Below are 13,489 nucleotides of genomic sequence, written 5' to 3'. Positions count from 1 at the left end.
TGATATCTATGAATCGAATTAACATAAAACTAAGTGCTACAATGATTATATTACTCGTCTCAATCTTATTTCCTCTAGGTTTTGTTATTAATCAAATTTTTTATCAATTTAATTTACAGCAAGCTCAAGATGAGTCTCTTTATCTAGCCACACAATATGCATCTTTAATTAGTGATAGCGGTGTTGAAAGCCGAATGGAAGTTGTCGAAGTTTCAGCAAAATTAGCCAACCAAAAGTTAATTGTTATGATGGAGGATAACGAGATTTTGGCTAATGCTAATATTGCGTTAGATAATGAAAGCATCCTTTATTTGTTCAATTTACTTGAAAATGAACACCACTCATACTTAACAAACTCTTTCCAAACACCAGATGGATTGACGTATTTAGCGACAGCATCACCCATTTTATATAATAATGTAAGAGGACATGTTATTATGTTTTCATCGCTAGAAAGTATTTTACATTCTATGGAAACTATACAGTGGTTATTAATGATTGCCATTATTGGCTCAATCCTTTTAGGTGTTGGGTTCGCTATCTTCTTTTCAACCAAACTTTCACAACCGCTAGTGAGCATGGAAAAAGCAGCCCGACAAATGGCTAAAGGTGACCTTGCTATAAGAGTTCGAGAAGAATCAAACGATGAAATAGGCTCATTAGCTGGTGCTATTAATGACCTAGCAGCTGAATTAGAAAGAGTTAATGACCAAAGAAAAGAATTTATAGCCAATATTACACATGATTTACAAACACCCATTACTTATTTAAAAGGATATACAAAAGCTCTAAAACAAAAACTTTGGAAATCTGAGATAGAACAACAACAATATTTTGAAATTATTGAAGAAGAAGCTAATCGTTTGTCTTCATTAGTGAATGATTTATTTGATTTAACTAAAATGGATGAAGGACGGCTTACACTTCATAAGGGGCAAGTAAATGTGGATGAATTCCTACATTTTGTCGTAAAGAAGCCATCTTTACATGCATTAGAACGCAATACTTCTATACAAATTAATAATCATATAAAGCAAAACATATATGTGTACGCTGATCCATTACGTTTAGAGCAGGTTTTTATTAATCTATTAGAAAACGCTGTAAGGTATTCAAAAGATGGCGTAATTACCTTATCCGTTCATGCTGATGAAGAATTAGTCCTTATTGAAATTACTGACACAGGTGTAGGTATGCATAAAGATGAGTTACCTTTTATTTTTGATCGATTTTATAGAGTAGAGAAATCTCGTAATCGGAAATATGGTGGGTCTGGTTTAGGGTTACCCATTGTTAAACAATTAATTGATTTACATGATGGTGAAATATTCGTTACAAGTGAGCTTGGTAAGGGAACAACGGTCTCTATTACATTACCACGGCAAAACAAAAAACTGGAGATTTTTAAAGATGAATAAAAAAGAATTGACCATTGTAATCGTATTTATAGTAGCAGGATTGGGGTGTTTAACTTTTCCTGCTGTTTGGCTCTTTCCGGACTTTCATAGGCAAGTCAGTTTTATGTTTTTTACTATTTGTGTATATGCACTCGTACCACTTATTATTGGTTTTAGTTTCTATTTCTATTTTCGTTTACGCCGTAAAAGAAGTAGTGATTCATTAAAATAAAATGATGAAAATGTACCTGAGAAATTACTTCTCAGGTACATTTTTTGTTTTAGGATCTCTCTCTTAAAATAATTATGCTCGTAAAAATATAGAAATTTTTTGGTATATGAATTTTTTATCCTCCATATTTTTTACACATTCTTTGCTTACCATAAAAATGAATAGGTCATAAGAAGTTGGAGGTATGAATGAAAAGGAAAAAAAGATTAGTTATTCGGACTATTGTCCTTTTAATTATTGCCGTAGCGGTTGGTTATATGCTTTACACGAGTATGAACTCAAACAAAGCTTCAACCGCTAGAGTCGGTGACCAAGCACCTAATTTTATTCTGTCAGACTTGGATGGAAATGAAGTTGAATTAGCCGACTATCGAGGTATGGGAGTATTTCTCAATTTTTGGGGAACATATTGTCCACCATGTGAGCGTGAAATGCCGTATATGCAAGAGCAGTATGAGGTTTACAAAAGTCAGGGTGTTGAAATATTAGCTGTGAACGTTCGGGAAGGAAAATTACCAGTGAAAAGGTTTGTAGAGCGGTATGGTTTAACTTTTCCAATCCCTATGGACCCGAATGCTGATGTAGTCAGAAAATACGGCGTTATTCCATTACCAACAACCTTTCTCATTAATGCTGAGGGAACGGTGACCCAAGTCATTACGGGACTAATGTCAGAGAGTGATATTCAAGAATATATGGAAAGCATCAAACCTTAGGAGTGAATGATTATGCAGCGTTTATCCTGTTCATGTGGCCATACAAATCCAAAAGGAACCGAACTTTGTGGAGGGTGTGGTAAGCCTATTTCGGAACAGGCAAATAATGAGAAGACTTTGAATATGCGATACGAAGGGGCAGCGAGACGTTCTCAGACTTACCATCAATCGGTGGTGGACCGTATATGGAACTTCTTTTCATCCGTAAAAGTAGGGGTTTGGATCATTGTGATTTTATTGATTTCCTCTTCAGTAGGAACCATTTTTCCTCAACAAATGTATATTCCTACAAACATTAATATTGGTCAGTATTACGAAAATGAATTTGGGTTTTTGGGGAAGCTTTATTATGATTTAGGGTTTCATGATCTTTACAAGTCATGGTGGTATTTATTGCTGCTAGCAGCCTTAACTGTTTCATTAATTATTGCGAGTGTAGATCGTTTTTTTCCACTATATCGCTCCTTGAAGAATCAACGTGTGAAGAAACATGTTAGCTTTATGAAGAAACAAAGGCTTGTGAGTGAAACAAACAACATAGAGTTTAATTTTGTCAAAAACACTATGATTAAACAATTAGAGGAAAAGAAGTATAAGGTGACTACGGACGGAGATGCATTACTTGCAGAAAAAGGGCGTTTTTCAAGATGGGGACCGTACGTGAATCATATTGGCTTAATTACTTTCTTATTAGGAGGAATGCTTCGATTTTCACCAGAGTTGTTTGTAGACGAGTTTATGTGGATTAGAGATGGGGAAACGAGTTCAATCCCAGGAACAAATGATGAGTACTATTTAGAAAGCGATCAATTTTTACTGGAGCTATATGATGAGGATGATGAAACATTTCAAAATGCAATCCAAAGAGCGGGAGGAACTGTTGTTAAAACATACCAAACTTCTGTAACTTTGTACCGGAATCAAAATCATGATCAATTTGGGGGAAGTGCCAATCTAGAAGAGTTAAAGTCCTACGAGATACGTGTGAATGAACCTTTGAAGTTTGATGATTTTGCGTTATATCAGCTTAACTATCGACTAAATGAATTTGCTGCAATGGATTTCATATTAATGAACGAAGAAACGGAAGAAGAAATAGGGCAGATTCGTGTTGATCTATTTAATCCCGAAATGAATTACGAAATCAATGATTACACGATTACATTGAGAGACTACTTTCCCGACTTCTATTTAAATAGCGAGGGAGTTCCAAGTACGCAAACAAGTTTACCTAATAATCCAGCTTTCATTTTTGAGGTGAATAGTCCCGAAAAAGAAGAGTCTGAAGTGAGTTTTTTATCAATAGGTTCCAATTTTGACCCTAATGAGTCGAATACCTATATACTCAGATTGGCTGGGGTTGATATGAATCATGTTTCAGGTTTAACCGTAAGAAAAGACTTTACCTTGCCATTTTTAATGGTAGGAGGAGCCATTTTTATGATTGGACTCGTGCAAGGAAGCTATTGGACTCATCGACGAATTTGGATAAGACAAGAAGCGGATGGTGTCATTTTAGCGGCACATACGAATAAAAATTGGTTTGGATTGGCTCGAGAGATTAATGCAATGGCAGAAAAAGTGAATCTCAGTCAAATTATTGATCAAACAAATATAAGTGAAGAGAAAGAGAGGAAGAAAAATGGCGGAAGTGAGTAGTAATTTTCTAATGGTTGCCTTTTTTATCTATATCGTTGCATTAGTAATTTTTTCATTAACACTTTCCTTTGAAAAAAAGAAAGATGTGACAAAGAGTAAAAAATGGGGACGGGTTGGCTTTACTGTGGCAAGTGTAGGGTTCTTGTCTCAACTGGGCTATTTTATTACTCGCTGGATGGCAGGAGGACATGCCCCAGTTAGTAATATGTTTGAATACATCACGTTTTTAGGCATGACAATTATTTTAGCGTTTCTTATTCTATATTTAATATACAAAAAATCTGTACTTGGTATATTTACGTTACCGGTAGGCATTATTATTATTGCCTATGCATCGGTATTTCCGAGTGATATCTCACCGTTAATCCCTGCTTTACAGTCTAATTGGCTACATATACATGTCATCACGACAGCAATAGGACAAGGGATTCTAGGAATAGGGTTTATTGCCGGTTTAATTTATTTAATTCGAGTTGTTGATCAATCTAAAAAGTCGAAACAAACGTTTTGGCTTGAGACCATCATCTATACAATGATCTGTGCTGTCGGAATTGCTCTTACTGTAGGGGTGTTCTCAGCCATGAGTTACGCAGTAACATTTGATTGGGTGAATGAATTAGAAGTAGAAACCCAAATAAGCTACGAATTACCGGCCATTGTAGGACCTCATGAAGGAGAATTAGTTCACCTCGATCAAGATAAGTTTGGTCCAGTATTGGAAACACCAAGTTGGATGAAAGGTGTCGATGCACCTAGGAAATTGAACACATTTTTATGGTCCATTTTATCGGGGAGCTTATTGTACGTCGTATTAAGGTTGACACTACGAAAGCGGCTATCTGCGGCACTGCAGCCATTAGTGAAAAATGTGAATCCGCACCTCTTTGATGAAGTAAGTTACCGGTCTATTTTAATTGGTTTCCCTATATTTACACTCGGTGGTCTCATTTTTGCGATGATTTGGGCTCAAATCGCCTGGACCAGATTTTGGGGTTGGGACCCTAAGGAAGTATGGGCTTTAATAACGTTTCTCTTTTATGCAGCCTATCTCCATTTACGCTTATCAAAGGGTTGGCATGGAGAAAAATCAGCATGGTTATTAGTGATTGGCTTTGCTTTGATTATGTTTAACTTACTTGTTGTTAATCTAGTAGTGGCCGGGCTTCACTCTTATGCTTAGGAAGGAATTCATATGAATGAAATAAATATCTTTTTGGCTTTTGGTGCAGGAGTTTTATCTTTTATCTCACCGTGTAATTTACCTTTATACCCTGTATTTATCTCTTATATTACAGGTGTATCGATTGAAGATTTAAAGGAAAAGGGAAGAAAGATTTCACCAATCGCGATGTTACACACTTTTATTTTTATACTTGGTTTTTCGACGATATTTGTTGCTTTAGGTATGTCAACCTCATTAATAGGAGAATTATTTATTACGTACAACCAATTAATAAGGCAAATTGGAGCTATTGTAATCGTCATTTTTGGACTGATTACACTTGGCCTATTCAAACCGGCATTTTTGATGAAAAATCATCAGATGCAATTATCGAAAAAACCAACTGGCTTTATCGGTACCTATTTTATAGGGATTGCATTTGCGGCTGGATGGACACCATGTATCGGTCCAATATTAACCGCGGTTATTACTTTAAGCCTTACAAATCCAGGCTCCGGCATGACCTATATGAGTGCCTATAGTATTGGATTCGCTCTTCCATTTTTCTTTATGACCTTCTTTATTGGAAAATTGAATTGGATAAAGAAGTATATGAATCTCATGATGAAAAATGGTGGAATACTTATGATTTTATTTGGGATTATGCTTTATTTTGATTGGATGACAAAAGTAACTTCTTTTTTAATAAATAACTTATTTGGTGGATTTATGGGGTTCTAGACAAGAAGGTAAGAAATGAGTAGTGAAATGATGTCGCAAATAATAATTATGCTTATTATTGCTTTACTTCTAGTTTCATTTCTATTTTTGGTGTTGGAGTTACTTTTTCAGCAAGAACAAAAGTCGAAATCTCCTTATAACATTTTAGAGGAACGTTTCATTAATGGAAAGATTACTGAAGAGGAATTTATAAAAAGAAAAAAAGTCCTAAAGTAATTAGTGAAATATTTAATATGCTCATAGATAAAATGAAAGAAATAGAAGTTAAAGGTGCTTTATTCAGCACCTTTTTTCAATTGAATACCTTAATATAGATATTGTAAAAGGATATGTGCAAATGTATGTATTTCAAAACTATACAAAATTAAGATTAGTTTGATTAAACAAGATAAACTTATCAAACATTCAAATAAGATTTTGAATATTTGATTGACGTTTTGAGATACCTATCATAGAATAATTATATAATCAAACAAATATTTGAATGAAGGTGATTAAATGTCTGAGAAATTAAAATCGCAACATGACACATGTGATATTTATTGCTATGACGAAGAAAAGGTTAGTCGTGTTAGTTCAATCTTAAACAAAGAGAGCTTTTATCCTGTTGCCAGTATATTTAAAGCATTAGCGGATGAAACGCGTTTGAAAATAGCATTTTCTCTTCTACAAGAAAATGAATTATGTGTATGTGACGTGGCTAATATCATTAATGCCACAACAGCAACTACATCACATCACTTACGGCTTTTACGTAATTTAGGAATCGCTAAAAGTAGGAAAGAAGGTAAGTTGGTATTTTATTCTTTGGATGATGAACATGTAAAAATGCTTATTAAAACCGCAATGATTCACGGAAAGGAAGTTGAAGACCGTGGATGAACATCAAGAAAATAACAATAAACACGTATATCGTGTAGACGGATTCAGTTGCGCAAACTGTGCTGGAAAGTATGAACGAAATGTAAAGAAGCTTCCCGGTGTTGAGGACGCAAAGGTTAATTTTGGAGCTTCTAAAATTGCTGTTTATGGAGATACAACTATTGAAGAGCTAGAAAAAGCAGGGGCCTTTGAAAACTTAAAAGTCTCACTGGAAAAGCCAAAGCGTACTCAACAACATGTATACCGTGTTGAAGGGTTTAGTTGTGCTAATTGTGCTGGGAAATTTGAAAGGAATGTGAAAGGAATTCCTGGTGTCGAGGACGCGAAAGTTAATTTTGGGGCCTCTAAGATTTCCGTTTATGGTCAGGCATCGTTAAAAGACATAGAGAAGGCAGGTGCTTTTGAAAACCTAAAAATTATCCCTGAGAAAGCCAATCAACAAAACTCCAAACATTCTCAAGACGATGAAACCGTTGAAAAAGTGCCTTTTTTCACAAAATATAGTAAATTGTTATATGCTGCTCTATTTCTTATAATGGGATTTCTTTCTCAATTTGTGAATGGAGAAGAAAACCCTGTTACAATGCTATTATTTTTAGCCTCTATGTTAGTAGGTGGATTATCACTCTTTAAAATTGGTTTGCAAAACTTAACACGTTTAGAATTTGATATGAAAACGTTAATGACTGTAGCGGTTATTGGGGGAGCCATTATAGGAGAATGGGGAGAAGTTGCTATTGTTGTTATTCTCTTTGCCATTAGTGAAGAGTTAGAAAGATTTTCGATGGACAGGGCAAGAAACTCAATACGAGCTTTAATGAAAATTGCTCCAAAAGAAGCCCTCATTCGACGTAACAGTCAAGAGCTAGCTGTTCATGTAGATGACATTATGGTGGGCGATATTATGATTGTTAAACCTGGACAAAAGATAGCAATGGACGGGATCGTTGTCAATGGTCATTCTTCTGTGAATCAAGCTGCTATAACTGGAGAATCAGTACCAGTTGAAAAATTAGTTAATGACGAAGTATTTGCTGGTACTCTAAATGAAGAGGGTTTATTAGAAGTTGAAATAACTAAGCTTGTTGAAGATACTACGATATCTAAAATTATACATCTAGTTGAAGAAGCTCAGGGAGAGCGGGCACCTGCACAAGCGTTTATTGATAAGTTTGCTAAATATTATACGCCAATTATTATGGTTGTAGCAGCTCTCGTAGCTACTGTGCCACCCCTCTTTTTTGACGCAAGTTGGGAAACTTGGGTCTACCAAGGTTTAGCTGTACTCGTAGTAGGATGCCCTTGTGCATTGGTTATTTCCACACCGATATCAATTGTTTCAGCGATCGGCAACGCAGCTAAAAAAGGAGTACTAATTAAAGGGGGGGTTTATCTAGAGGAAATTGGCTCTTTAAAAGCGATTGCCTTTGATAAAACAGGTACATTAACGAAAGGGGTACCAGTTGTTACAGACTATAAAGTTGTCGATAACCAAATCGGTGCTGATGAATTATTATCAGTTATTACAGCTTTAGAATACCGTTCACAGCATCCACTTGCATCAGCGATTATGAGGAAAGCGGAAGCAGAAAATATTCGTTATGAAGAAGTACAGGTCAATGATTTTACATCTATTACTGGTAAAGGGATTAAAGGAACAATAGATAGTATCACGTATTATATTGGTAGCCCTAAATTATTTAATGAATTAAATATACAAACTTTTGATAAAACTTTTGAACAAGATATTATAGCTTTGCAAAATGAAGGAAAAACGGCAATGATTGTCGGTACAGATTCCAAAATACTAGCCTTTATTACTGTTGCAGATGAAGTAAGAGAATCAAGTAAAGAAGTAATAAGAAAACTGCATAAAGCTGGGATAAAAGAAACAATTATGTTGACAGGTGATAATAAAGGCACCGCTCATGCAATAGGAAGTCATGTTGGGGTTTCTAACGTACAAGCAGAATTGATGCCTGAAGACAAATTAAACTTTATTAAATCACTAAGAAATAAGTATGGAAAAGTTGCCATGGTAGGAGATGGTGTCAACGATGCCCCAGCTTTAGCTGCTTCTACTGTAGGAATAGCTATGGGTGGTGCAGGTACAGACACAGCTTTGGAAACGGCTGACGTTGCTTTAATGGGGGATGACCTAAAGAAACTACCATTTACTGTGAAATTAAGTAGGAAAGCACTAAATATTATCAAAGCAAATATTGCGTTTGCTATATCGATTAAGTTTCTTGCCTTGTTATTGGTCGTGCCAGGTTGGCTAACTCTATGGATTGCGATTTTATCTGATATGGGTGCTACGATATTAGTAGCTTTAAATAGTATGAGACTTATGAGAGTAAAAGAAGATGAATAATGTTTAGAACTAAGAGCGTTAAAATATCTTAACGCCCTTTTTGCTAAATCGCGTAATTAAGAACAGTTTTTCAAAAAGAAAAGTAGAAGGGTGATTACATGTTATATGATGTCGTTGTCATTGGTGGTGGTCAAGCCGGATTAGCAGTTGGGTATTATTTGAAACAAACCGACCACCATTTTCTTATTATCGATGAAAACCAACAAACTGGAGATTCCTGGAGAAACCGCTATGATTCATTAACTTTATTTACACCAAGATTTTATAGTGCACTACCTTCCTTACCATTGAAAGGTGCTCCCAATGGTTATCCTTCTAAAGATGAGATTGCCAATTATTTATGTCAATATGCGAAAAGTTTTGAATTACCAATCTTACATGGGATTAAAGTATTACTATTAACTAAAAAGAAAGACATTTTTAATATCGAAACAAATGATAAGGTCTACTACGCAAAAAAAGTTATCATAGCTACAGGTGCCTTTCACTCTCCTTTTATTCCATCGATAGGTAGTTCTATAGAGGGAGATCAATCGATTTTTAGTATCCATGCAGCTCATTATAAAAATTCATTTCAAATTCCTAAAGGGACGGTTTTAATTGTTGGAGCAGGAAATACGGGGGTACAAATTGCTGCTGAACTAAGTCATTCTCATCAAGTTATCTTATCAAAAGGTCATAAAATGAAAATTTTACCAGGAAAGATACTCACTAAAAGTATCTTTCAATGGTTCGATTGGAGTGGGTTATCAAAAGTTAATGCAAACTCTTTTATAGGTAGATGGTTACAAAAGAACGATCCCATCATTGGTGGAGATATAAAAAGAGTAAAGAAACAAGTTATATTAGCTGAAAGGTTGAAAAGTCTTCAGCAAAATGTCGCCACTTTTATTGATGGAAGAACAATAAAATTTCATTCAATTATTTGGGCTACGGGCTATAAGAATACGTATGAATGGATTCAAGTGAACCAGGCTTTGGATAAAAATGGTCAGCCATTACATAATGAAGGTATTTCACCAGTAAACGGTTTATATTTTATTGGATTAAGTTGGCAAAGAAAACGAGGATCTGCATTAATCCACGGAGTAGAGGAAGATGCTGAATTCATAGTTAAACATATCGTATTAAATTAATTTGTCGAGCTGTATTCCTAGTAAAAAGTTAGTCTTAATGACACTACCACTATGTTTGTCAAACAGTAATAAAGTGATTTATTTTGCTAAAATATAAAAAAGCCTTACTACGTTAAAGTTGTAATAAGGCTTTTAAGATTACTTGAAACTGAATTCAATCTATAGTCTTTTTATTTGAAAGATACCATGAGCCCCGCATAGGCTGAAAATATACAAAGCAGACTAGTAATCAGAGAGAATATAGGTGGTACTTTTCTTTGAAGCGAAATAATTAACATAATAAAGAACACGATAGCCAAATATACAAAAATCAGGCTTAAAACATTTAGTGATATTTGGAAGTCGCTCAAAGATAAAGCATCCCCTCCGTAAAAAGATTCAAAGAGCGGAGAAACACCACTAGTCCGTATGGTTGATTCAATATCATGCGGTGGTGAATTTTGTCCTAATACGGCTGTTGCTGTAAATATAAAAAGTAATAGTAAGCTTTCTATTTTTGCCCAAGGTTTTGGGTTGAACGACGGATTGCTCTTCAATCTACGTTTCATCAAGTAGCCATTAAAAGAAGCAAAGACAAGTAACGGAATGATAAGTAAATGTTTGATGACTAATGCTTGACCGTAGTTTAATAACCATGAAGTTGTATAATCTTGTAAATCTACTACTAAACTCATCATGAATAAACCACTAAAGAAAGTCATGGAAAAGCAAATGATTGCCACTGGCGTGAACCAAGTGAGAAAACTAGCCCAATTTTTTATATCTCGAGAAAACCAACTAATTACCCAAAGGACTCCAACCCAAATGCTTATAGATAAAAAGTGAATCATATGATAGACAAGTCCAGTCCACTCGGTCAATGAAGCAGCGTGGCTAGCCAAACTAACGGCTAAAATCATTGCGAGCAAAAGGAGCAACGATATGATCGAGTAAATTCGATTTTGTTGGACGGGTAAAATGGAGATAATCAAATAAAAAAAGATTGAAAGGCCTAAAATTAATCCCCAAGCTTTACCTACTTCAAAATTGTGAAGCACATTAAAAATGGTTAATGACAACCCTATTCCATCATAAAGATAAACAACTACTTGGACGATCGGCATCGCTGAAGTAATAACAATACTGAGTAAAGCCAATTGTAACCAACGCTTCCGAACAAAAATTGTCGGTTTCTTTTCGCTTGGCACAAGAGCTAAAATTAATGTTCCAGTTAACAGTGCAAAAGAGAGATATAAAATGAGTTCACTCACAAAGTATACAATCATTGATTCTTTCCTTTTCTAAATAAATAAAATGACATGATAATCGCTAAAATGGCTAAGAGTACAGCAATAATATAGAAAATAAAGTGTGGACTATAGTCACTGTTCTGTAAATTAATCTCTTCTATGTTTGAGCCTTGATTTTCAACCTTATCTTGATTAGAGTTTATCCTTTCTTCACTTTGGGCTGGTTTTATCTCTTCTTCACTATCTGTTGTATTATTATCACTTATGATAAGAAATGAAAAACTACCTTCAATTGGATGTCCATCAGCACCAATGATTTCCCAATATACCGTATATTCACCCTTAACTAGTTCAATTGAGAGTAAACCAATCAGCGTATCACCATCAATAGAAGTTTCACTAAAAATGACTTCTCTATTATCCTGGTTAAACAACTTTATACTACTTGTTTGTTCAATTCGAGTGTTAAATTTTATTAGTATTTCTTGTGGTGCTTCTTCCAGCACACTTTGATTAGCAGGAAAAGAGTGCTCTACACCAGTATGTGCAAAACTTGTACTAGAGAAAAGAAATACAAACATAACAGTGATAGTGATAAGTCTTTTAAACAAAAATACACCTCCAAAAAAAGAATTAGCCAATGTAGTAATAAAAGTATTCATTACTTTAGCTAGTTTATCGATCAATTGTGGAGAAATTATGTAGAGGTAAAGATTTGTTTGACTTTCATATTAGCCGTTGCTAATATAACACTCGGATCTACATAATCAAGGAGAAATTATGGACGATAACCAAATGGAATTGAGAGTTGAGCTGATCAACGTTCTTTTAAGCAAAACAAGGTTAAGATGACTTCATGTAAAAATCATATTGTTTAAAGAGGAGAGAGAAATCATGATTGAAAAAAGCTTCAGATATGGAATAATGTTATTTTTTTTAGTAGCCTTAAGTGGTTGTGGTTGGATATATGAACTGGGAAATAAAGCTGATGAGTATGATGTCTCACAGGCAGAAATGGTCGTGTCTAATTTTGAATACGTCAATCAAAATGGAGAAGTTGTAAGCCTTGAGGACTTAAAGGGTCACTATTGGTTAGCTGATATGGTCTTTACAGCCTGTCCAACCGTTTGTCCAATTATGACACCCAACATGAGGGATATTCAAGACTATGCGATTGAAGAAGATATTGAACTGAAATTCATTTCATTTACCATTGATCCAGAGAATGATACGGTAGACCATTTAAAAGCTTATACGCAAGGAATGAAATTCAATGATGATTATTGGAGTTTTTTAACTGGGTACACCATAGAAGAAATTACACAATTTGCGAAAGAGAGCTTTCGTTCACCCGTTCAGAAGATGGAGGATGACTTTGTACATAGCACAAGGTTTTTTCTAGTAAACCCTGAAGGTCAAGTCATAAAATCTTATGATGGTATGGCTGTTGATTTAACTGATATTAAAAGAGATATTCAACGTACGGTTAAATAACATCCTCCATAGAGAAACAACAGCATAAAAAAAGTTAATGTGGGGAGTAAAAAGTTCTTAAAGAAATAAAACAATATTTTAATGAATTGGATGCTATTGAATATTATTTTTTATTAATAATAATATTAGGAGGGAAACGAAGTCCCTGCAGAGCCATTGGAGCTAAATCTGTTTTCTCTGATTGGTTATCGCCTTTCATTTGCAGGATTAATGATCGGAGGTATCTATGAGACTCAGGAGATGTTAAATTCCTGTGCCGAACATAATTTTATTCCTAAAATTGAAATTATTATTACTGCTGCTCAAATTGATGAATCTTACAAAGGTGTTATTAGATTCAGATGTGAAATATCGAAATGAATGGATGTATTTTACTATTTTCTATAATAATAGAGAAAATCGAAGGAATACTGATATTTTTATAAAAAATTATTCAAAGATTTGACTCTTCGGGTTCATTGTTCTCT

13 protein-coding genes and 1 pseudogene are annotated in these 13,489 nt (G+C 34.7%); 12 read left to right on the top strand and 2 right to left on the bottom strand.

Features of this window, described 5'->3' with window-relative positions:
* Positions 1–8 precede the first annotated feature (8 nt).
* The 10 genes from PQ479_RS02615 to PQ479_RS02570 all read left to right on the top strand — a co-directional run bounded on the left by PQ479_RS02615 (position 9) and on the right by PQ479_RS02570 (position 10,299).
* Complete coding sequence (locus PQ479_RS02615; RefSeq protein WP_047989151.1) at positions 9–1,418, top strand: sensor histidine kinase; 1,410 nt, start codon at positions 9–11, stop codon at positions 1,416–1,418.
* Positions 1,411–1,629: a hypothetical protein gene (locus PQ479_RS02610; protein WP_047989152.1), complete on the top strand. Its 219-nt coding sequence runs from the start codon at positions 1,411–1,413 to the stop codon at positions 1,627–1,629. The genes PQ479_RS02615 and PQ479_RS02610 overlap by 8 nt, the downstream gene beginning before the upstream one ends.
* Before the next feature lie 188 nt (positions 1,630–1,817).
* The gene (resA, locus tag PQ479_RS02605; RefSeq protein WP_047989153.1) at positions 1,818–2,345 is read left to right on the top strand and encodes a thiol-disulfide oxidoreductase ResA; all 528 of its coding nucleotides are present in this window, start codon (positions 1,818–1,820) and stop codon (positions 2,343–2,345) included.
* A 12-nt stretch (positions 2,346–2,357) separates the two neighbouring features.
* Positions 2,358–4,004 carry a cytochrome c biogenesis protein ResB gene (gene resB, locus PQ479_RS02600; RefSeq protein ID WP_047989154.1) on the top strand — a complete coding sequence of 549 codons (1,647 nt, stop codon included), beginning with the start codon at positions 2,358–2,360 and terminating at the stop codon, positions 4,002–4,004.
* Positions 3,988–5,184 (top strand): c-type cytochrome biogenesis protein CcsB, encoded by a 1,197-nt coding sequence (ccsB, locus tag PQ479_RS02595; protein ID WP_047989155.1) that lies wholly within the window; start codon positions 3,988–3,990, stop codon positions 5,182–5,184. The genes resB and ccsB overlap by 17 nt, the downstream gene beginning before the upstream one ends.
* A 12-nt stretch (positions 5,185–5,196) precedes the next feature.
* Positions 5,197–5,907 (top strand): cytochrome c biogenesis CcdA family protein, encoded by a 711-nt coding sequence (locus PQ479_RS02590; protein ID WP_047989156.1) that lies wholly within the window; start codon positions 5,197–5,199, stop codon positions 5,905–5,907.
* Positions 5,908–5,922: 15 nt separating this feature from the next.
* On the top strand, positions 5,923–6,123 hold the full coding sequence (locus tag PQ479_RS02585) for an SHOCT domain-containing protein (protein WP_047989157.1): 201 nt from the start codon (positions 5,923–5,925) through the stop codon (positions 6,121–6,123).
* Between the two features lie 282 nt (positions 6,124–6,405).
* On the top strand, positions 6,406–6,789 hold the full coding sequence (locus PQ479_RS02580) for an ArsR/SmtB family transcription factor (RefSeq protein WP_047989158.1): 384 nt from the start codon (positions 6,406–6,408) through the stop codon (positions 6,787–6,789).
* A complete protein-coding gene (locus PQ479_RS02575; RefSeq protein WP_047989159.1) occupies positions 6,782–9,163 on the top strand; it encodes a heavy metal translocating P-type ATPase in 2,382 nt (793 codons plus the stop codon). Before PQ479_RS02580 ends, PQ479_RS02575 begins: the two co-directional genes overlap by 8 nt.
* 98 nt (positions 9,164–9,261) lie before the next feature.
* Positions 9,262–10,299, top strand: a complete 1,038-nt coding sequence (locus PQ479_RS02570) for a flavin-containing monooxygenase (protein WP_047989160.1) — start codon at positions 9,262–9,264, stop codon at positions 10,297–10,299.
* 170 nt (positions 10,300–10,469) lie between these two features.
* Here PQ479_RS02570 and PQ479_RS02565 read toward each other — a convergent pair whose 3' ends face one another.
* A complete protein-coding gene (locus PQ479_RS02565; RefSeq protein ID WP_047989161.1) occupies positions 10,470–11,564 on the bottom strand; it encodes a copper resistance D family protein in 1,095 nt (364 codons plus the stop codon).
* A complete protein-coding gene (locus tag PQ479_RS02560; RefSeq protein ID WP_047989162.1) occupies positions 11,561–12,139 on the bottom strand; it encodes a copper resistance CopC family protein in 579 nt (192 codons plus the stop codon). Before PQ479_RS02560 ends, PQ479_RS02565 begins: the two co-directional genes overlap by 4 nt.
* Positions 12,140–12,422: 283 nt before the next feature.
* Here PQ479_RS02560 and PQ479_RS02555 point away from each other — a divergent pair, with 283 nt between their 5' ends.
* Both PQ479_RS02555 and PQ479_RS21855 read left to right on the top strand, forming a co-directional pair.
* Complete coding sequence (locus tag PQ479_RS02555; RefSeq protein ID WP_047989163.1) at positions 12,423–13,022, top strand: SCO family protein; 600 nt, start codon at positions 12,423–12,425, stop codon at positions 13,020–13,022.
* A gap of 144 nt (positions 13,023–13,166) precedes the next feature.
* Positions 13,167–13,467, top strand: a pseudogene (locus PQ479_RS21855) (hypothetical protein); the annotation flags it as partial.
* Positions 13,468–13,489: the final 22 nt, after the last annotated feature.

The sequence above is a fragment of the Alkalihalobacillus pseudalcaliphilus genome, assembly GCF_028610675.1.
GTDB lineage: Bacteria > Bacillota > Bacilli > Bacillales > Bacillaceae_D > Alkalihalobacillus > Alkalihalobacillus pseudalcaliphilus.
The sequence above is the reverse complement of the archived record's forward strand: the minus strand, read 5'-3'. Positions and strand labels throughout refer to the sequence as shown.

Bases quoted from the DNA above. Each gene is read 5' to 3' on its own strand.
- PQ479_RS02615 (WP_047989151.1), top strand. From the start codon at position 9: ATGAATCGAATTAACATAAAACTAAGTGCTACAATGATTATATTACTC.
- PQ479_RS02610 (WP_047989152.1), top strand. From the start codon at position 1,411: ATGAATAAAAAAGAATTGACCATTGTAATCGTATTTATAGTAGCAGGA.
- resA (WP_047989153.1), top strand. From the start codon at position 1,818: ATGAAAAGGAAAAAAAGATTAGTTATTCGGACTATTGTCCTTTTAATT.
- resB (WP_047989154.1), top strand. From the start codon at position 2,358: ATGCAGCGTTTATCCTGTTCATGTGGCCATACAAATCCAAAAGGAACC.
- ccsB (WP_047989155.1), top strand. From the start codon at position 3,988: ATGGCGGAAGTGAGTAGTAATTTTCTAATGGTTGCCTTTTTTATCTAT.
- PQ479_RS02590 (WP_047989156.1), top strand. From the start codon at position 5,197: ATGAATGAAATAAATATCTTTTTGGCTTTTGGTGCAGGAGTTTTATCT.
- PQ479_RS02585 (WP_047989157.1), top strand. From the start codon at position 5,923: ATGAGTAGTGAAATGATGTCGCAAATAATAATTATGCTTATTATTGCT.
- PQ479_RS02580 (WP_047989158.1), top strand. From the start codon at position 6,406: ATGTCTGAGAAATTAAAATCGCAACATGACACATGTGATATTTATTGC.
- PQ479_RS02570 (WP_047989160.1), top strand. From the start codon at position 9,262: ATGTTATATGATGTCGTTGTCATTGGTGGTGGTCAAGCCGGATTAGCA.
- PQ479_RS02565 (WP_047989161.1), bottom strand. From the start codon at position 11,564: ATGATTGTATACTTTGTGAGTGAACTCATTTTATATCTCTCTTTTGCA.
- PQ479_RS02555 (WP_047989163.1), top strand. From the start codon at position 12,423: ATGATTGAAAAAAGCTTCAGATATGGAATAATGTTATTTTTTTTAGTA.